Origin of the sequence: Megasphaera cerevisiae DSM 20462 (assembly GCF_001045675.1) — a bacterium.
Classification (GTDB): Bacteria; Bacillota; Negativicutes; order Veillonellales; family Megasphaeraceae; genus Megasphaera; species Megasphaera cerevisiae.
Genome location: NZ_LEKT01000025.1, coordinates 1 through 18,818, shown reverse-complemented (window position 1 = coordinate 18,818; position 18,818 = coordinate 1). Strand labels below are relative to the sequence as shown.

At 52.1% G+C, this 18,818-nt stretch carries 17 protein-coding genes; 14 read left to right on the top strand and 3 right to left on the bottom strand.

Going from position 1 to position 18,818, the window contains the following annotated elements; translation table 11 throughout:
* The first annotated feature begins 72 nt into the window (after positions 1 to 72).
* The 3 genes from xdh (at position 73) to AB840_RS08595 (ending at position 4,544) form a co-directional block, all read left to right on the top strand.
* Positions 73 to 2,772 carry a selenium-dependent xanthine dehydrogenase gene (xdh, locus tag AB840_RS08605; RefSeq protein WP_048514432.1) on the top strand — a complete coding sequence of 900 codons (2,700 nt, stop codon included), beginning with the start codon at positions 73 to 75 and terminating at the stop codon, positions 2,770 to 2,772.
* A gap of 152 nt (positions 2,773 to 2,924) precedes the next feature.
* Positions 2,925 to 3,764: a selenium-dependent molybdenum cofactor biosynthesis protein YqeB gene (gene yqeB / locus AB840_RS08600; protein ID WP_048514431.1), complete on the top strand. Its 840-nt coding sequence runs from the start codon at positions 2,925 to 2,927 to the stop codon at positions 3,762 to 3,764.
* Positions 3,765 to 3,797: 33 nt separating this feature from the next.
* Complete coding sequence (locus tag AB840_RS08595) at positions 3,798 to 4,544, top strand: formate dehydrogenase accessory sulfurtransferase FdhD (protein WP_048514430.1); 747 nt, start codon at positions 3,798 to 3,800, stop codon at positions 4,542 to 4,544.
* Positions 4,545 to 4,619: 75 nt separating this feature from the next.
* Here AB840_RS08595 and AB840_RS08590 read toward each other — a convergent pair whose 3' ends face one another.
* The 3 genes from AB840_RS08590 to AB840_RS08575 all read right to left on the bottom strand — a co-directional run bounded on the left by AB840_RS08590 (position 4,620) and on the right by AB840_RS08575 (position 9,428).
* Positions 4,620 to 5,852, bottom strand: a complete 1,233-nt coding sequence (locus AB840_RS08590; RefSeq protein WP_048514429.1) for a molybdopterin molybdotransferase MoeA — start codon at positions 5,850 to 5,852, stop codon at positions 4,620 to 4,622.
* Between the two features lie 30 nt (positions 5,853 to 5,882).
* Entirely contained in the window at positions 5,883 to 8,075 is a 2,193-nt protein-coding gene (fdhF, locus tag AB840_RS17810; RefSeq protein ID WP_078791755.1) for a formate dehydrogenase subunit alpha, read from the bottom strand.
* Positions 8,076 to 8,288: 213 nt separating this feature from the next.
* Positions 8,289 to 9,428, bottom strand: a complete 1,140-nt coding sequence (locus tag AB840_RS08575; RefSeq protein WP_048514426.1) for a molybdopterin-guanine dinucleotide biosynthesis protein MobB — start codon at positions 9,426 to 9,428, stop codon at positions 8,289 to 8,291.
* A 396-nt stretch (positions 9,429 to 9,824) separates the two neighbouring features.
* Between AB840_RS08575 and AB840_RS08570 the strand changes: the two genes are divergently transcribed.
* From AB840_RS08570 to AB840_RS08520, 11 genes are read left to right on the top strand one after another with little or no spacing between them, the layout of a single operon-like run.
* The gene (locus AB840_RS08570; RefSeq protein WP_048514425.1) at positions 9,825 to 10,208 is read left to right on the top strand and encodes a winged helix-turn-helix domain-containing protein; all 384 of its coding nucleotides are present in this window, start codon (positions 9,825 to 9,827) and stop codon (positions 10,206 to 10,208) included.
* A gap of 32 nt (positions 10,209 to 10,240) precedes the next feature.
* Positions 10,241 to 11,260, top strand: a complete 1,020-nt coding sequence (locus AB840_RS08565; protein ID WP_048514424.1) for a molybdopterin-binding protein — start codon at positions 10,241 to 10,243, stop codon at positions 11,258 to 11,260.
* 8 nt (positions 11,261 to 11,268) lie between these two features.
* A complete protein-coding gene (gene moaC / locus AB840_RS08560; protein WP_048514423.1) occupies positions 11,269 to 11,763 on the top strand; it encodes a cyclic pyranopterin monophosphate synthase MoaC in 495 nt (164 codons plus the stop codon).
* Positions 11,760 to 12,728, top strand: a complete 969-nt coding sequence (moaA, locus tag AB840_RS08555; RefSeq protein ID WP_048514422.1) for a GTP 3',8-cyclase MoaA — start codon at positions 11,760 to 11,762, stop codon at positions 12,726 to 12,728. Before moaC ends, moaA begins: the two co-directional genes overlap by 4 nt.
* A gap of 1 nt (position 12,729) precedes the next feature.
* On the top strand, positions 12,730 to 13,668 hold the full coding sequence (locus AB840_RS08550; protein WP_048514421.1) for an MOSC domain-containing protein: 939 nt from the start codon (positions 12,730 to 12,732) through the stop codon (positions 13,666 to 13,668).
* Between the two features lie 56 nt (positions 13,669 to 13,724).
* A complete protein-coding gene (modA, locus tag AB840_RS08545) occupies positions 13,725 to 14,567 on the top strand; it encodes a molybdate ABC transporter substrate-binding protein (protein WP_048514420.1) in 843 nt (280 codons plus the stop codon).
* A 12-nt stretch (positions 14,568 to 14,579) separates the two neighbouring features.
* Entirely contained in the window at positions 14,580 to 15,248 is a 669-nt protein-coding gene (gene modB, locus AB840_RS08540) for a molybdate ABC transporter permease subunit (protein ID WP_048514419.1), read from the top strand.
* Positions 15,248 to 16,306 (top strand): sulfate/molybdate ABC transporter ATP-binding protein, encoded by a 1,059-nt coding sequence (locus AB840_RS08535; RefSeq protein ID WP_048514418.1) that lies wholly within the window; start codon positions 15,248 to 15,250, stop codon positions 16,304 to 16,306. Before modB ends, AB840_RS08535 begins: the two co-directional genes overlap by 1 nt.
* Before the next feature lie 21 nt (positions 16,307 to 16,327).
* Complete coding sequence (locus tag AB840_RS08530; RefSeq protein ID WP_236684553.1) at positions 16,328 to 17,383, top strand: XdhC family protein; 1,056 nt, start codon at positions 16,328 to 16,330, stop codon at positions 17,381 to 17,383.
* On the top strand, positions 17,368 to 18,144 hold the full coding sequence (gene yqeC / locus AB840_RS08525; RefSeq protein WP_053078156.1) for a selenium cofactor biosynthesis protein YqeC: 777 nt from the start codon (positions 17,368 to 17,370) through the stop codon (positions 18,142 to 18,144). Before AB840_RS08530 ends, yqeC begins: the two co-directional genes overlap by 16 nt.
* An 11-nt stretch (positions 18,145 to 18,155) precedes the next feature.
* The gene (locus tag AB840_RS08520) at positions 18,156 to 18,758 is read left to right on the top strand and encodes a nucleotidyltransferase family protein (protein WP_048514416.1); all 603 of its coding nucleotides are present in this window, start codon (positions 18,156 to 18,158) and stop codon (positions 18,756 to 18,758) included.
* The last annotated feature ends 60 nt before the right edge of the window (positions 18,759 to 18,818 follow it).

Below are 18,818 nucleotides of genomic sequence, written 5' to 3'. Positions count from 1 at the left end.
CAATAGAATCAAAATGTCATTTTATTTTAAATGGCAGTGTGTATGATGTAACTGACATACATGGAGGCTATTATGAATGAAGTATGCAAATTATGGATAAACAACCATGAAATTGAAGCCGGAGCCGATCGGCGGCTTATGGATGTTCTCCGTGGCGACCTGCGCCTGAAATCCGTGAAAGACGGCTGCAGTGAAGGTGCCTGCGGTACTTGTACGGTCATTATTGAAGGCAGGCCCATGAAAGCGTGCGTACAAAAAATAGGCCGTTTGGAAGGAAAGCATGTTCTTACAGTGGAAGGACTGTCACCGCGGGAAAAAGATGTTTTTGTCTATGCCTTTGGCGAAGCGGGAGCCGTTCAGTGCGGGTTTTGTATTCCGGGTATGGTTATGTGCGGAAAAGCTCTTATTGATATCAATCCTGTTCCCAGTCGTCTGGAAATTGCGGCCGCGATCCGCAATAATATCTGTCGCTGCACAGGCTATAAAAAAATAATAGACGGCATTGCCCTGGCGGCAAAAATGCTTCATGAAAACCTTCCCGTTCCGGCCGAAGAAGAATATCAAAAAGTAGGCGCCCGCTGCCATCGTATCGACGTTGAAGGAAAAGTACTGGGGACAGGACAATATGTTGACGATCTGGATGTTGTGGATCTGCCGGGCATGTGTTATGGCAGTGCTGTGCGCAGCCGGTATCCCCGAGCCATCGTAAAGGCGATTCATACAGAGCGGGCCAAAGCTCTTCCCGGTGTGGTCTGTGTTCTCACGGCGGCGGATATTCCCGGTTCTATTAAGGTCGGTCATCTGAAGACGGATTGGGACACTATGATTCCCATAGGGAAAACGACACATTTTCTTGGTGATGCCATTGCCCTGGTCGCTGCTGAAACGCCGGAAATTTTAGTGCAGGCTAAAATGCTGGTAGAGGTAGAATATGAAGAACTACTGCCGCTGACCTGCCCGGCAGACGCGCTGCGGGAAGGAGCTCCGCTGGTTCATGAATCAGCAGGAAGCAATGTGCTGGTCCACGAACATTTGGTACGCGGCGATGCAGATGCAGTAATTGCGGCTTCTAAATATAAAGTAACGCATCACTTTGAAACACCGTGGACGGAGCATGCTTTTCTGGAACCGGAATGTGCGGTAGCCATACCTTTTGACGATGGCGTGTTTATTCATTCGACGGATCAGGGGACGTATGATACGCGTCGAGAAACAGCACTGATGCTGGGACTTCCCGAAGAAAAAGTCATTGTTGAAAATAAACTGGTCGGCGGTGGTTTTGGCGGTAAGGAAGATGTTACGGTACAGCATTTAGCGGCTTTGGTCGCCTATCTGACTAAACGGATCTGTAAGGTAAAACTGACTCGTCAGGAGAGCATTCTGATTCATCCCAAGCGGCATCAGTTCAGCATGGATTTAACGACGGCTTGCGATGAAAAGGGTATGCTGACAGCCATGAAACTCGTCGCGGTTACTGATAATGGGGCATATGCGTCCCTGGGCGGGCCGGTACTGCAGCGGGCCTGTACGCATGCGGCCGGACCGTATAACTATCAAACCATCGACATTGACGGGACTGCCGTATATACCAATAATCCTCCGGCGGGAGCCTTTCGGGGATTTGGCGTAACACAGACCATTTTTGCTACGGAATTAAATCTGAACCGGCTGGCCGAAATGGCGGGCATAGATCCTTGGGAAATACGGTATCGCAATGCTATCCGGCCGGGTCAAATACTGCCAAACGGGCAGGTAGCCGATCCGTCGACGGGACTGGCAGAAACGCTGGAGGCCGTCCGGGAGGCCTACTATTGCGGCGGCCCTTACGTGGGTATCGCTTGTGCCTTGAAAAATGCCGGCGTCGGTGTCGGTCTTCCAGATTATGGGCGGTGCCGCTTGGTTGTCGAGAGCAATATCATTCATATCTATGCCGGTGCCTCCTGTATCGGACAAGGTATCGGTACGGTGCTGACGCAGATGATATCAGAAGCTGCCGGTGTTCCTGTGCAATCTATTCATTGGCATAATCCCAATACGGCGACCTCTCCCGATGCGGGTACGACATCAGGCTCCCGGCAGACTACCTTGACGGGCGAAGCCGGCCGCAGGGCCGCAAAAAAATTGCGTCGGGATTTATTTGCTGAGAAGGGAATCTTTTATCAGAGCACAAGGCATCCCAGTAGGTATCTGGAGGGCGTAACGGTAGAAACCGAGTCGCCTGCAACGGCGGCCCTTCTCTTTTCGGCAGACGATCTGTTGCTGTTGAACGGACGGGAATACATCGGCGAATATCTGGGAAAAACAGATAAGATGGGGGCGTCTGTGCCGCATCCGGTGTCCCATGTCGCATATGGCTATGCTACGCATGTATGTATTCTTCGCGAAGACGGGACGATTCAAAAAATAGTGGCGGCCCATGATGTGGGGAAGATCGTGAACCCTAAAAGCCTGGAAGGTCAAATCGAAGGCGGTGTCGTTATGGGCTGCGGGTATGCTTTGACAGAACAGTATCCGCTGGACCAGTGCCGTCCGACGGCAAAATATGGTACGCTGGGATTGTTTAAAGCAGATAAGGCACCGGATGTAGAGGCCGTTCCGGTAGAAAAAAAAGGTGTAGACGTTGCCTTTGGCGCTATTGGTGTCGGCGAAATCACGTCGATACCGACAGCACCGGCAGTAGCCGGTGCGTATTATCGCTGGAGCGGCGAATTTCAGACAACGATTCCTTTGAAAGGGACTCCGTACAGCCGCCCGTTGCCGAAGAAAAAATAAAACGGGCAGTAATTACCCGTTTGGTGTATACTAATATACGAGAGAGCTGTGGCACCTGCCGATCTGCTCAGACGCCGCGCTAAGAGTGCCGTAGGAGCTGTTGCGGACCCGTGTGTGACAGCCTCCCTTGGTTTGTTGCATAGGAGGCTGCGATGAAACATCAATTAATACTCGTCAGAGGCGGTGGAGATATTGCTACCGGTACGATCCAGGCGCTGCATCGGGCCGGATGGCCTGTCATCATATTGGAAACAGCGGTCCCGTCGGCGATTCGCCGTCAGGTTGCGCTGTCCGAAGCTATATATGACGGCGTATGCACGGTGGAAGATGTGACGGCCAGGCGCTGCACCAATGGCGGTGCTATAGAGCAGGCGCTGACACAAGGTGAGATACCCGTGCTTATTGATCCCGGTGCTCATGCCGTCAAGGATTTGCAGCCCTGGGCTGTCGTTGACGCCATTCTGGCAAAAAAAAATGTAGGTACGACGCGGTCGATGGCACCGCACACGATTGCCTTGGGGCCGGGGTTTACCGCTGGAAAAGATGCAGATGCTGTAATTGAAACCATGCGCGGTCATGACTTGGGACGTATTATTCTCAAGGGAACGGCTAAGCCCAATACCGGTGTCCCCGGCATGATTGCCGGCTATGGAAAAGAACGGGTTCTGCACAGCACCTGCCGGGGCTGGTTTTATGGATTGGCCAAAATTGGCGATATGGTAGCTGAAGGTCAGCGAATTGCTGTTATTACTGAAGAACCCCTGAGCAGCAGCGTACTGCTGCAGGAGGCTGTGGGAGAAACGGTCACGGCAACCTTGCCCGGCTTGGTGCGGGGGATGATCCGCGACGCCTATCCCGTTACCAAAGGCTTTAAAATTGCGGATATTGATCCGCGTAAGAGCGAATTGAAAAATTGTTTTACCATTTCCGATAAGGCGCGATGTATCGGTGGAGCAGTAGTGACAGCACTGCTGTGGCTGGACGCAAGATAATTAACAGATGAAGATAAAGGAAGCGATTGGTTGATGAAAAAAGCGGCGACAGAGGAAAACTTTGTTTTTTCTCCATGCTCCGATATGACGTATACCGAGTATACACAGGGCCGGGAAAAATCTGAAATACGGCCTATTGCTGAGGAAACGGCGACAGCGCTGTTTCTCAATGGAAAACAGGTGACCACGCTTATATCGTCACCTCATGATATGATGCCTCTGGCTGTCGGGTATTGCCTTGCAGAGGGGTTGATGCCGGAAAATAGCGCTATCCAGTCGACTCGGATGGAAGACGGCGCTGTATATGTAGAAGCGGTCAGCGGACCGGCAATTGAGAAAGCGGCTGCGGCATCTTCGGCAGCGGCCTTTACCCCGATTGCCGCCTCGGCACTTTGCCGCTGCGGCGGATTACTGGACAGTCTTTCGGCAGCACATCACAGCTCCCATGGAGTGCATGAAGGCGCTCTGGTTCGGGACGGCAAGATCCTGGCGTATACTGAAGATATTGGCCGTCATAATGTGCTGGACCGGCTGCGGGGACTAGTGGCGCTGCAGTCTATCAATGTGTCTCAGGCTGTTCTTATTTTCAGCGGCCGTGTGCCGCAGTCGGTCATTACCAAGGTTCACGGTATTGGCGTACCGGTGATTGCATCACGGGCCCTGCCGACGACCCTGGGGATTTCTCTGGCAGAAACTTATGGCATTACACTGGTCTGTGGTCTGCGCCCCGATTCATTCCGTTTGTTTACGCATCATGAACGGATTTGCCTGACGGAATAAAGAATACCGGCAGCCCTGCATTCTCTCTGAACTGGAGATGCGGGGCTGCCGGTATTCTTTGGGAAAGGCATAATTTTATGATAAGCGTTTTAACAGCAGTACCCGTACGGTTTGACCGTCACGGCAGGGTAGATCCCCCTTGGGCAGGATGGCCAGGCCGTTAGTGTGGGCAAGACCGAGAAGCGCACTGGAGGTAATAACGTGATTGGGGGTGAAAAATGCCTCGCCCTTGTCAAACGACACATGTCCCTGGACAAAACGCTCCACAGGATTTTTTTTATTGATACTACCGTGCATGCGGCAGGTAATGACAGGAAAATCACTATCTTTTTCACCGCGCATACGGCGCAGGACTGGAACGGCCAGGAGATGATAGGCATTAAACGCCGCTGCAGGATTGCCTGACAGACCGAGAACGGCTCGCGGCGGGTCATCTTTTCTTTCGATTATGCCGCCATAAGATGCCGAACCAGGACGCATAGCGATACGATTATACAGGCAGTGAGCTCCGAGCGCTTCATAAATTTGCGGCATTGTATCGAAAAGGCCGACAGACACTCCGCCTGTACTAATAATCAAATCTGCCTGTGCGGCTAAATTGCGGACGGCTTCTATTTCTGATTCCAGACGGGCCGGATCATCTGTAACGTGGTAAAAGGATACAGAATGAATGCCTTCTTCTATCAAAAGCTGTCGAAAGAAAAATGCATTGGAATTATAAATCTGCCCGGCATGCCGGACTTCGCCGGGCAGGACAACCTCCCGCCCGGATGTGAGAAGCAGTACCCGGATATCCTGATACACCGGAATCTGCGTATTGCCCATGCCGACGGCTACGGAAACATCGCCGCTCGTTAAATAGGTGCCATGGGGCAAAAGCAGATCTCCCCGGCGGCATTCTTCACCGGCTGGGACGATATTGTCGCCGGCCTGCAACGGTACTGTGATTTCCAACGTATGGCCCGTTCGTATAGTCTGTTCCTGCATAATAACGGTATTACAGCTGTCAGGAACGGCACAGCCGGTCATGAGACGTACGGCCTGACCGGGAGCTACCGGTGACGTATACAGCATGCCGGCGCCGATAGTAGCAATGATTTCATACGTGCGGCATTGCGTATCCAGATGAAGGGCGTAGCCGTCAAAAGGGGACTTACGATATGGCGGGTATGGATGGATGGCGCGGATATCCTGCCCGACAATTCGTCCATAGGCTTGCTGAGGACTGACATATTCGATTGAAGGGATACGGGGAGCCAGCGCACCGTTCCAGCGGTGTCTGGCTTCTTCTAAAGTAACTGCTTTCATGTAATTTCTCGTTTCTGATAAATTTATTCATTATACAGAGGTGCCTCCGGTAATGCCCATTTGCCGGCGAATTGCCGCGTATTGATCCTTGACATACTGTTCGGCTTTTGTCTGGTCTGCGATCTTTTCGACACGGCAGGCGCAATATTTGAATTCCGGCGTATGGCTTTTGGGATCAAAAACTGAATTCGTCAGTTCGTTGCAGGCGCCGACCCACCATTGATATGTCATATACGTAGCGCCCTTGGCGACGCGTTCCGTCGGCAGACAACGTGTGATTGTATGGCCGCGGCGGGAAACGACGCGGACTAATTCGTCTTTTGTGAGACCTAGCGGTTTACAATCTGCCGGATTCATATAAATATAGCCCGGTTCATCGGCCAGCGAGCGGAGCAGGCGGCAGTTTCCCGTCATGGTGCGGACGGAGTAATGCCCTACTTCACGGACCGTACTGAAGGACAGGGGATATTCCGCATCTTCTGCTTCCTGTACAGGTGTATAGGGGAAGAAAAGAAAATTCCCCCGGCCGTCTTTAGTGGCGAACTGACCGCCTGCATGGAGATACTGCGTGCCCGTATCCTCTGGGTCTTCAGACCAGCAGGGCCACTGGACACCATGATGAGAGTCCAGTTTTTCATAAGACGCGCCGGCGAATTTCGGTGCCAGAGACCGCATTTCATCCCAAATCTGACGGGTGTTGTCATACTGCATGGGATACCCCATAGCGGTTGCTACCAGGCACTGAATTTCCCAATCTGTTTTGCAGCCTGCCTGCGGCTCGATGAGTTTACGAACGCGCTGGAAGCGGCGGTCGCAGGCTGAGTATACGCCTTCATGCTCGCCCCAGGCCGTGGCCGGAAAAATAACGTCGGCATATTCACAAGTCTTGTTGCGGAATATGTCTTGTACAATGACGAATACCCGAGACAAGGTTTCGCGGATTTCTTCCAGATCAGGATCGGATTGGGCCGGATCTTCGCCGACAATATAATACGCATGGATCTGTTTTTTCGGATCCGGCTCACGCAGTACCCGGTCCGGCACCTGTGTCAGCGGGAGTCCCGGCACAGCCGGCAGGGATACACCCCAGGCCCTTTCAAACTTGGCGCGGATTTCCGGGTCGGTTACTGCTTGGTAGCCGGGATAGACATTGGGAAGCACGCCCATGTCGCAGGTTCCCTGGACATTGTTCTGACCGCGAACCGGGCCGACGCCAGTAGCATAATGCCCGAAATTTCCTGTCATGAGACTAAGGTTGGAACACGCAATGACGCATTCTACACCTTGAGAAAATTGGGTAATACCCATGCCCCACAGGGTGATAGTATGCTTGGAGGAAGCAAACAGGCGGGCGGCTTTGCGGATATCCTCCGGGTTGAGCTGCGTCTGTTCGGCGATAGCCTCCGGCCGGTATTGCGCCTGCGTGATTTCTTTGGCATAGGCCGCAAATCCTGTCGTATGCCGGCTGATAAAATCATGATCGATGAGATCCTCCGTAATCATGACATGTGCCATGGCATTCAAAAACAGCATATTGGTACCACCCTTGATAGGAAGGTAAATGGTGGCGATGCGGGCTGTTTCCGTTTTGCGTGGATCTACGCAAATGATCTGGCAGCCTTTTTTCTTGGCACGAACGATGCGTCGTGCTACGAGGGGATGTGATACAGGACCGTTGTAGCCCATATTGAAAATAACTTCTGCGTCTTCGATTTCCGGGACGCTGAAGGACATAGCGCCTTCTCCTACGGACTCACCGAGCCCGGCAACTGAGGGGGCGTGTCAAATACGGGCACAGTGATCGACATTATTCGTGCCGATCGCTGCGCGCATAAATTTTTGTGTAATATATGCCGCTTCATTTCCCGGACCGCGGGCGGAACCGGCGCCCATGACGCAGTCCGGACCGTATTGACGTATTAACGTTTTAAGCTTATCAGCGGCAAAATGGATTGCTTCATCCCATGAAACTTCTTCCAGCGGAGATTTTTTCCCGCTGCGGCGGATCATGGGTTTCTGTATGCGCCGGGTCAAAATCTGCGGATCGTTCAAATAATCCCAGCCGTATAGTCCTTTCAGGCATAGCCGGCCTTCGTTATTGACGCCGTCCGGGGAACCTTTGGCCTCGAGGATGCGGTTATGTTCCGTATCTACGGTACATTCAATAACGCAACCGGTACCGCAATATGGGCAAATTGTATTTACTTTTTTATATGCCGTCATGTGCCAACCCTTCTTTACGTAAAAAAATAAAGACGCCGCTATTGTACAGGGCGTCCCTGAGGATACTCTCAGTGGTTATAATATGCAATGCAGACATGTATTACTGTAATGACATTATTATTTTATACTTTTTCCCTCCCATACGCAATTATTTTTGTATATGATATCTAATTTTATGATATAAATTACGAATTTTACAATATGTTTTATGCTTTAAAAGAAATGGGAAGGACTTTCCTGCGTCAGAAATATAATATAAGAAACAAGCGCATCTATTTGAACGGTTTTAAAATGCCGGAGGGACAGGCTGTCGGAAGGGATATCGTCGTTAATGACAGCAACGATATGTGGGTCCGGCTCAGGGAGCCGGTCATAGCCGCGGCGACAGACTTCCAAAATAGGAAATACACCGTGACGGCGGCTTTCAATGAAGGCGATATCGACGGGAAGGGTTTGGGCAAGCGCCAGCAGCTGCTGCGATTTTTTATGGAAATTCAGTGTGCCCGGCGGACCACAGAGACGGACGGCAGCGGCTCCGGCTTGAATGGCGCGCCAGGTATCGGAGCCCGCTTTTTCGGCAAGTTCGGTATGATGCGTGCTTTTGATGTAGCCAACCGTGCAGCCGCGGCGAGTCAGCTCCCGGATCAGAGTCACGATACATGTCGTTTTTCCTGCATGAGACTGACCGGCGGCGATGGTCACAACGGGGACGCGCCGTTTCAGATTGACCGCCCGGGCCCGGGCATCTTTGTATGCCGACGGGGTATTTACATTCATATATATAAGTGCATGACCTGAAGACTCTACGCGCCGGATCGGACAGGCGGCATATATGTGCCGTACGCGGTAATCACGGGTTCGGAGCGCCTTTTGGACAGCTGGCAGTATACGGCGCGAATACAAGGCTGCCAAAGGTTCTTCCGTGCCGTTTACGACAGGAAGAATGACCTGCGGCAGCTTTGCCGGAGGTGTAGTGTGAAGCATTGCGCACCAGTCCGAGAGAGGCGAAAAATCATAAAAAGGAAGATCCGTGGACAGGACCAGGTACCAATCGCACGAACCGGCACAGAGTCCTGCCTCCATACCGCCCAAAGGTCCGCAGTCTGTAAAGCGGTCGGCAGTAATGCGTATTCTTTCCTGCAGAGACGAGGGCAGCGCACGCAGATCAGGCGGACGATTGGCAGATATGATAATTTCAGAAAACGGCACCGCCAGACTGCGGCACAGCAGGGAAGAAAGAAGTGTTCCGCCCTGCCAGGGAAGACCGGCTTTATCCTGTCCCATGCGGGAACTGCGGCCTCCTGCCAGAACAAGCAAACCCAGAGAAAGGTCTGCAGATAGTACAACAGACATAGTACACACCTCCAAATAGCAGCTTTTCTGTATCGTACCACATAAGCGGTCAAGAAACCAGGCCGGCAGCACGAGATAATGTCCGGTGATTGCGTACTGTCTGCGGAGCGCATTGACGGTATACAAATGCGTGATATAATATGAACAAAATCATGCACCGATGTGGGTGTCCTTGTAAGCTGGCCAGTTGCTGTATAGGAATATGATTTTTTGTTGACTGGCAGCCGGAAAATTGCAAATATTATATACCTAAAAAAAAGTATGGAAACCTAATAATTTTTCATATATAATAGAAACATATAGATCGATTCTGAAAAAGCATACGATGTATGCGGCGGACCGGTTTCTATGGCAAGCGATATTCATGCATAAAAATAACGGTAAGGAGGCCAGGCTGTGAATGATGTACGATTGCATTATAAGGTGACGGTGCGTATTATGGATGACAATAAAGCCTTTGGCCCCGGAGTGGCGGCACTTTTGGAAGGAATCGGTCAATGCGGCTCTCTTCAGGGCGCTGCCAGGAGAATGAATATGTCCTACACGAAAGCGTGGACCGTCATTAAAAATGCCGAGCGCATTTGGGGATTTCCGCTGACACGCCGTTATGCCGGCGGCAAAACCGGCGGCGGGTCAGTGCTGACTGCGCAGGCAGAAATGTTGCTTTGCCGTTTCAAAGCTATGGAACAGACTGTTGACGCAGTAGCAGAAAGGGAATTCTGCAAATATTTTAATGCTGATGAAATAAAAAAATTGAAAGAAATGGACGAGCCGCGATAACGTCAGGCTTGTTTGCAGGAGGCAATACAATTATGAAATTGATGAAAACAGAAAATGCCGCAGGGCATGTACTGTGTCATGATATTACGCAGATCATTCACGGCGTATCCAAGGGACCGGTTTTTCGTAAAGGGCATATTATTGAAACCAAAGATATCCCGGTACTGCTCTCCGTAGGGAAGGAACATGTCTACATTTGGGAAAACAATGAAAACATGCTTCATGAAAACGATGCGGCTGTCATTCTACGCGATATCTGTATGGGTACGAATATGCATGGAGGCAGTCCTAAAGAAGGGAAAATAGAGCTTATTGCTGATTGCGACGGGCTGTTGACAGTCGATACGGAGCGGCTGAAAGCGGTCAATTCGCTGGGTGAAATGATGATTGCGACCCGTCACGGCGGTTTTACTGTTCATGCGGGCGATGTATTGGCGGGTACGCGGATCATCCCGTTGATCATTGACAGGCAAACAATGGTAAAAGCAAAAAAAACAGCAGGTACCAAACCGCTGCTGGACGTAATTCCTTTCAAGAAAAAGAAGGCCGGCATCGTGACGACGGGCAGTGAAGTGTTTTATCATCGCATTGCAGATACCTTTACGCCGGTTATCAAGGACAAGCTGGCCGAGTTCGGCGCTGTTACGGCCAGGCATGTCACCTTGTCGGATGATCCGGCGGCGATTACGGATGCCATCCGCAGTATGTTTGACCAGGGGATGGATATGGTCTTCTGTACAGGCGGCATGAGCGTTGATCCCGATGACCAGACGCCGCTGGCGATTAGGAATACAGGGGCTTCCGCCGTCTCCTATGGTGCACCCGTTTTGCCGGGGGCTATGTTTCTGCTGGCTTACACCGGAGACGGCCGTCCTGTGGCGGGGCTGCCGGGCTGCGTTATGTATGCCAGACGAACTATTTTTGATTTAATTCTGCCGTATTTGATGGCAGATGTACCGGTTACGGCAGAAAAACTGGCTGCACTGGGAGAAGGCGGACTGTGTCTGAACTGTTCAGTCTGTACATTTCCAAACTGCGGTTTCGGAAAGTAGGTGGCTATATGAAATCGTTTACGCATATAGATGCAAAGGGCAACGCCGTCATGGTCGATGTCAGTGAAAAAGATATAACGGCCCGCACTGCTGTAGCGGCAGGAAGGATTGCTATGAGTACCGAATGCTATGCTGCTGTGGCGGCAGGCGTTATGAAAAAGGGAGATGTTCTCGGTACGGCGCAGATTGCCGGGATTATGGGTGCCAAGCGAACCAGCGATCTGATTCCGCTGTGTCATATTTTAAATCTGACGAAATGCGGCGTCGAATACAGTATGCACGATGAATCATGTGAAATTGAAGCCCGCTGTACCGTTAAATGCAGCGGCCGAACCGGAGTGGAAATGGAAGCGCTGACGGGTGTGACAGTGACACTGTTGACAATATATGACATGTGCAAGGCCGTCGATAAGCATATGGTGATCCGGGATATCCATCTGCTGGAAAAACAGGGCGGCAAAAGCGGTTATTTTGTCTATGACCTGCAGGGAGGCCGGTTATGATAGATGCGCGGGGCAGGACGATTGATTATCTGCGTATTTCTATTACAGACCGGTGCAACATGAGATGCGGGTACTGTATGCCGGAACGCCTGCCGGATATCAGTCATGAGGAAATTCTGCGGTATGAAGAAATTCTCCGCATATGCCGTTGCGCCGTGCAGACCGGCATCCATTGCTTTAAAATAACCGGCGGTGAACCATTGGTACGCAAGGGAGCAGTTGATTTTATGGGGAGCCTGAAAAAAATGCCCGGCGTCCGGCGTGTTACCGTTACGACAAACGGTTTTTTTCTGAAGGAAGCGCTGCCTCAATTGATTAGGGCCGGTATAGACGGGATCAATATCAGCCTGGACAGCTTGGATAGAGCGCAATTTCAGGCCCTTACCGGTGTCGATGGCAGGGACCGCATAATGACGGCCTTACAGGCAGCCGTTTCCACTGGAATTCCGACTAAGATAAATGCTGTTTTGCTGCAGGAAACGAAGCACCAAATAGTACCCTTGTCCAGACTGGCACAAGACATGTCCGTCGATGTGCGTTTTATCGAGCTTATGCCTATTGGCTGCGGAAAGACGAAAAAAGGGCTGCAGGAGGAGGAAGCGTTGTCCTTTTTATTATCAGTGTATCCCGATTTAAGGATATCCGGAGAACGGCGCGGCAAGGGTCCTGCCGTATATTATAAAAGTAAATTTCTGCGGGGACGGATCGGATGCATCGCGGCCAATACACATAAATTCTGCAGTACCTGCAACCGCATGCGATTGACCAGCACGGGTTTTCTGAAGCCCTGCCTGTGTTATGATGAGGGCATGGATCTCAAAACAATCCTGCGCAGCGGCGGTCATGAAGAAGAACGGCTGATTCGGGCCTTTCGTCTGGCCGCAGAAAGAAAGCCCGCCGGACACTGTTTTGACGAACGTGATAAAATCACGGAATGGAAAACCATGAATCAAATCGGAGGATAAGATGGGAACAGTAAAAGCAATTTGTATCAGTCATGTCCGGGGTATTCAAAAAACACCCGTAGCGACAGGCCGTTTTGTCCCTGACTGGGGTGTGGATGGGGATGCCCATGCCGGACATTGGCACCGGCAGGTCAGCCTCTTGGCGCTGGAACGCATCGAGGCCTTCCGGCAGAAGGGCGTAGACGTGCCATATGGAGCTTTTGGAGAAAATCTTGTAGTGGCAGGTTTTGATTTTGCATCTCTCCCCGTGGGGACGTTGCTGCGCTGCGGCGATGTGTTGCTGGAAATGACGCAGATTGGCAAGGAATGCCACAATCACTGCGCAATTTATCAGGCCGTAGGAGATTGTATTATGCCGCGTGAAGGGGTATTTGCCCGTGTTTTGGCCGGCGGCACGATACAGGCTGGAGACCCGATGGAAATAGAAAAAAGGCAAGGACGCAGGCTCTATCAGGCCGCGGTTATTACGTTGTCTGATAGAGGCAGCCGGGGCGAACGGGAGGACCAAAGCGGACCGGTCATCGTCCGACGGCTGACGGCAGCCGGGTATGAAGTCGTCGAAACGCTGATTCTGCCTGATGACAAAGAAAAATTAACGGCTCAGCTGTGCCGGTTGGCAGATCAGCGGCAGATCGACTTGATTTTGACGACCGGCGGCACGGGATTTTCGCCGCGGGATATGACTCCCGAGGCAACAAAAGCGGCAGCGGACAGGGAGGTGCCGGGGATTGCCGAGGCGATACGCGCCGCATCTCTGAAGATTACCAAGAGAGCCATGCTTTCCCGGGCGGTCAGTGTGATACGGGGGCACAGCCTTATTATCAATCTGCCCGGCAGTCCGCAGGCCTGTCAGGAATGTATGGATGTCTTTCTCGATACAGTGCCGCATGGACTGGATGTGCTTCGCGGTGCAGTAGGGGATTGCGCCCGTGCACGGTGATATGTGATAGATATCACTTATATTATATAAAAGGGTATGCGAAAGGATGATGTGGTATGAATTGGAAAAAGGTAACGGGGATTGCTTTGATTTCTGTATTGGTACTGGGAATGCTGGGGTGCGGCTCTGAAACCAAAGATGCCAAGCCGGCAGCCAAAGACAAGGTCCATCTTACTGTCTTTGCTGCCGCCAGCATGACGGAAACGATGAATCAAATTGCGCAGCAATATCAAAAGGAACATCCCGATGTGGAAATTACGTATAATTTTGATTCGTCAGGGACCTTAAAAAAACAGATTCAAAATGGCGCCGAATGTGACGTGTTTATTTCGGCGGCACAGAAGCAGATGAATCAGCTGGATGTGTCCAAGGATGCCAAAGTCAATCCGGAACATTTGGATTTCATTGATCCGGCTACACGGCTTGATCTTCTCGAAAACAAAGTTGTATTAGTTACGCCGGAGGGCAATCCCAAGGACGTCAAAAACTTCAGTGATATGGCAGACAAGCTGCGCTCCGGGTCTATCCGCCTGGTCATGGGAAACAGCGACGTTCCCGTAGGGCAGTATACTCAGAAAATATTGAAGTTTTTTGGTTTGGATGAACAGGCAACCGCTGCGGCAGGACATATTACGTACGGCTCCAACGTCAAAGAAGTAACGACGCAGGTTCTCGAAGGAAGTGCAGACTGCGGCGTTATCTATGCGACTGATGCATACAGTGCTAAATTGACGCCGGTGGATCAGGCAACAAAAGATATGTGCGGCCAGGTCATTTACCCGGCAGCCGTTTTGAAGAGCAGCAAAAATCAGGAAGCTGCCAAGGCTTTTTTACAATATCTGCAAAGCGATCCGGCTATGAAAATTTTTGAAAACGTCGGCTTCAGCCGTATTTCGTAAGGAAGGCTTTATATGGACTGGTATCCCCTTTGGAATAGCTTGCGGATTGCCGCTATTTCGTGCATCCTTGTGTTTTTCAGCGGTATCTGCATGGCTTATTATGTAGCCAGAATGCCACGCGCCCTCAAGGGCATTCTGGATGTAGTACTGACGCTGCCGCTGGTGCTGCCGCCGACGGTCTGCGGCTGGATACTGCTGCTGATTTTTGGCCTGCGGCATCCCGTCGGCATGTTTCTCCAAACGGCGGGCATTCAGTTCGTCATGACCTGGTATGGCGGGGTCATTGCCTCAGCTGTCGTAGCCTTTCCCCTGATGTACCGGACGGCCCGCGGCGCTTTTGAAAGCTTTGATGAAACGCTGGCATGGAGCGGACGGACCTTGGGTCTGTCGGATATGTATATCTTCTGGCGGATACGCATGCCTTACTGCAAGCAGGGGATTATTGCCGGGACCGTTCTGGCCTTTGCCAGAGCGCTGGGAGAATACGGCGCTACCAGTATGCTCATCGGGTATATACCAAAAAACACCGCGACTATTTCGACGACGGTCTATCAGCTGTGGCGCACCAATGACGAATACAGCGCATTTATCTGGGTTCTCGTCAACATTGCCATCAGTGCCGTTGTTCTTTTGACCGTTAATATGCTGGAAAAACGAAATCGTGAAAGGAGAGCCTCATAATGTCTATGGATGTACGGATTCAAAAACAACTGGGGGCTTTCCGCCTGCAGGTTTCCTTTCAAACACATGGCGGTATTCTGGGTCTTCTGGGCGCGTCGGGAAGCGGCAAGAGCAAAACGCTTCAATGTATTACGGGTATAGAAAAGCCGGATCAGGGATGTATATCCGTCAACGGCCGGGTCTTTTTTGACAGTGAAAAAAATATCGATCTGCCTGTACAGGAACGGCGGGTAGGCTGTCTGTTTCAAAATTATGCGCTGTTCCCCAATATGACGGTAGAAGACAACATTGCCTGCGGCGTACGCCGGGTCTGCAGCGCTGCACGGCGTCGGGATATTGTGGGCACTATGATGGAACGTATGCGGCTCACCGGTCTGAACCGGCAAAAGCCGGCGCAGCTTTCCGGCGGGCAGCAGCAGCGGGTGGCGTTGGCCCGCATTCTGGTCAACGAACCGGATATTCTCCTGTTAGATGAACCGTTCAGCGCACTGGACAGCTACCTGAAGGAACAAGTCATGACCGAGCTGGACAATCTGCTGGCCCAATTTCGCAAAGACGTGGTCATTGTAACGCACAGCCGGGATGAAGCCTATCAACTGTGTGACTCCATCGCGATTCTGGCGCAAGGCAATCTGGAGGTTATTGGAGAAAAGAAACGTATTTTTGCCGATCCGCAGACCCCTGCGGCGGCGGTCCTGACGGGCTGCAAAAATATAGTTGCAGCCCGCCGTGCCGGTCCTTGCGCGGTATATGTTCCCGATTGGAACATTATCCTTGACGCCGGGCAGCCCGTGGACGATGCAGTTTGTGCCATTGGCGTACGGGCGCACTGTTTTCACGAACAGACAAAAGAAAATGCTTTTCCCGTCCAAATTGTAGAAGAAATAGAGCAGCCTTTTGAGTGGATTGTCAAATTCCGCTATGCGGTACAGCCACGGGAGACCGTGCCGGTCTGGTGGCGTTTTGCCAAAATGATCCGTCCCGAAGCGATGCCGTCTCGACTCGGCGTGAAGCCGGCGGACATTTTGCTGCTCCATGAAAATACGCCGCGGAGGTGAGAAAAATTGGAAGCTGTGTTTATGCGACTATGGGAGGAACTGCAGGCGGGCCGCCGGGCAGTTCTGCTTACTGTGGTAGACAGTACAGGCTCTACGCCGCGTGCCGCCGGCAGTCATCAGCTGGTGCGGGAGGATGGGACGACGGTCGGTACTATCGGCGGTGGATTTCAGGAATATAAGGCCTGCGAAAGGGGGCGGGAAAATCTACAGGAAGAAACATCCTCGCTGTTTACGCTGATTCTTCATCCTAACGAAGCCGCCGATATTGGCGCGGTCTGCGGCGGAGAACTTCGGGTATTCAGTCAGTTTCTGTCGCCCCGTATGCCGGGAGCAGCGGATTGCGTCTATAAGATTGCAGAAGCGATACGGACGCACCAGGCGTATTGGCTGATGTTCAATCTTACAGATACGCGGCACTGGGCCATGGCTCTGCTGGGAGGGGAGACAAACTGCTTTTGTGGTGATGTGCCAGCTTGCCTTGCCCTGCGGGAGTATCTGTCAGGCAGGCTGCTTTCTGATCGTACGGGTCTTACGCGGCAGCATGGATTGCTGCTGTATCGGGAAGCCCTTTCGTATCCGGGCCAAGTCTTTGTATTTGGCGGCGGACACGTAGCACTGGCTTTGGTGCCGCTGTTGACACAGCTGGGATTTGCCTGTGCGGTTGTCGATGACCGGGAGGAATTTGCTAATTCCCGGCGCTTTCCGCAGGCGGCTGTTTTTACTGTCGATTTGCAGCGGCTGCCGGACGAAATTTCCGTGACGCCTGATGATTACGTGTGCATTATGACGCGGGGGCATGTGTGCGACTATGCCGTTCAGCGGCAGGTACTGCCGCAGCATCCGTGTTATCTAGGTGTTATCGGCAGTCGCAATAAGCTGGCCTTTGTAAAAAAGAAGCTGCTGGCCGATGGTTTTTCCCCTGCAGAGATTGATGCCTGCTATGCCCCAATCGGCCTGCCCATATCGGCGGCTACGCCGGAGGAAATTGCTGTCAGCATAGCGGCCGAGCTTATTGCTGTACGGGCCCGCCGGGAAAAACGGGAAAAAGCTGGCAGCGGACAATGGCTGCGATCATGAAAAAAACAGTATCTGTCTGTACGCGGCAGGGTCTTTATCCGGTACCCTCTCTATGGGACGGATTGTGCCGTATATATCCGGGCATGGCAGACAAAAAGAACGGGCCGCCGGTATTGGCTTTTACCGGTTCAGGAGGCAAGACGTCGTGGATCTATGCGCTGGCAGAAGAGCTGCGGCGGCAGCGCCGAAAAGTACTTATCGTTACGACCACGCATATGTATGCTCCCGTGCGTTGGGGTGTGACGGAAGCGCGGACAGACGCTGTGCTGAACCAATTAGAGCGGGAGGGGATTGCAGTTGCCGGGATTCCCGACGGCAGCGGGAAAATTTCTTTTATTGGAGATGCCGTATATACCGCGTCCTGTAAGGCGGCGGAGGTTGTGCTCGTCGAAGCCGACGGTTCGCGCCGCCTGCCGCTGAAGATTATGGGAGTTCACGAACCGGTTATACCGCCGCAGACCGATGCCATCTTGGCTTTTGCCGGACTGCAGGCCTTGGGGCAGCCTGTACAAGATGTCTGCTTCCGCTGGCAGGAACAGAAGCTGGATCCGCAGTCAGTTGTGACTATGCCGGTATTTGCCCGAATCTGGCAGACTGGCTGTCTGGATATACTGCAGAAAACATATGCCGCCGGTATTGTGAAAATTGTGCCGGTGCTGCATCAGGCGGATACGCCGCAGCTGCGGCATCAGGCACGGCATATATTGGCGGCAGCCGGCGCGGATCAGGGGCTGGTTACCTCTTTCCGTCCGCAGGTATAAAGGAGAAACGTATGGACATAGCGCTCATATATATGGCCTCTGGCCGGGGACGGCGGTTTGGCAGCAATAAGTTATTGTACGCTCTGAATGGCAGGCCGCTTTACCAGTACGGCTTTATACAGCTTCAGGAGGCTGCCCGTCTGCTGCACCGACAGGAAGACATGTGCTGTCGGTTGTGGGTTGTCAGCCCATATGAAGAGATTTTGGACTGGTGCCGGAAGCAAGGCGCCTGTGTGCAGAAAAACAGTCAGGCAGCGGAAGGAATGGCCGCCTCCGTCCGTCTGGGAACGGCCTGTGCAGGTACGGCGGGGGCCTATGCGTTTTTTGCGGCGGACCAGCCCTTTATACAAGGGCAGACCATCGTCTTCTTTTTGCGGGGATTTATCCGGTCCGGACGTTCTCTGGGTTGTATGGCCTGCGGTCCGCGTAAAGGCAATCCGGCCATATTTCTGGCCCGATATCGCCCGAAGCTGCTGGCGCTGCAGGGAGATACGGGGGGACGGCAGATTTTGCGGGATCATAGCGAAGAAGTGTGGTATTTTTCGGCAGCGGCAGAGGAATTGCAGGATATTGATACCCGAGAAGATCTGAAACAGGCACTGAAAATGCTGTAATTATTAAAATATGAAGGAGATACTCTTATTAGAGAGTATCTTTTTTTATGATTAAAATAC

What these genes read in the sequence shown, in the direction of transcription:
- xdh (WP_048514432.1), top strand. Translation starts at nt 73, where the DNA reads ATGAATGAAGTATGCAAATTATGGATAAACAACCATGAAATTGAAGCC.
- yqeB (WP_048514431.1), top strand. Translation starts at nt 2,925, where the DNA reads ATGAAACATCAATTAATACTCGTCAGAGGCGGTGGAGATATTGCTACC.
- AB840_RS08595 (WP_048514430.1), top strand. Translation starts at nt 3,798, where the DNA reads ATGAAAAAAGCGGCGACAGAGGAAAACTTTGTTTTTTCTCCATGCTCC.
- AB840_RS08590 (WP_048514429.1), bottom strand. Translation starts at nt 5,852, where the DNA reads ATGAAAGCAGTTACTTTAGAAGAAGCCAGACACCGCTGGAACGGTGCG.
- AB840_RS08575 (WP_048514426.1), bottom strand. Translation starts at nt 9,428, where the DNA reads ATGTCTGTTGTACTATCTGCAGACCTTTCTCTGGGTTTGCTTGTTCTG.
- AB840_RS08565 (WP_048514424.1), top strand. Translation starts at nt 10,241, where the DNA reads ATGAAATTGATGAAAACAGAAAATGCCGCAGGGCATGTACTGTGTCAT.
- moaC (WP_048514423.1), top strand. Translation starts at nt 11,269, where the DNA reads ATGAAATCGTTTACGCATATAGATGCAAAGGGCAACGCCGTCATGGTC.
- moaA (WP_048514422.1), top strand. Translation starts at nt 11,760, where the DNA reads ATGATAGATGCGCGGGGCAGGACGATTGATTATCTGCGTATTTCTATT.
- AB840_RS08550 (WP_048514421.1), top strand. Translation starts at nt 12,730, where the DNA reads ATGGGAACAGTAAAAGCAATTTGTATCAGTCATGTCCGGGGTATTCAA.
- modA (WP_048514420.1), top strand. Translation starts at nt 13,725, where the DNA reads ATGAATTGGAAAAAGGTAACGGGGATTGCTTTGATTTCTGTATTGGTA.
- modB (WP_048514419.1), top strand. Translation starts at nt 14,580, where the DNA reads ATGGACTGGTATCCCCTTTGGAATAGCTTGCGGATTGCCGCTATTTCG.
- AB840_RS08535 (WP_048514418.1), top strand. Translation starts at nt 15,248, where the DNA reads ATGTCTATGGATGTACGGATTCAAAAACAACTGGGGGCTTTCCGCCTG.
- AB840_RS08530 (WP_236684553.1), top strand. Translation starts at nt 16,328, where the DNA reads ATGCGACTATGGGAGGAACTGCAGGCGGGCCGCCGGGCAGTTCTGCTT.
- yqeC (WP_053078156.1), top strand. Translation starts at nt 17,368, where the DNA reads ATGGCTGCGATCATGAAAAAAACAGTATCTGTCTGTACGCGGCAGGGT.
- AB840_RS08520 (WP_048514416.1), top strand. Translation starts at nt 18,156, where the DNA reads ATGGACATAGCGCTCATATATATGGCCTCTGGCCGGGGACGGCGGTTT.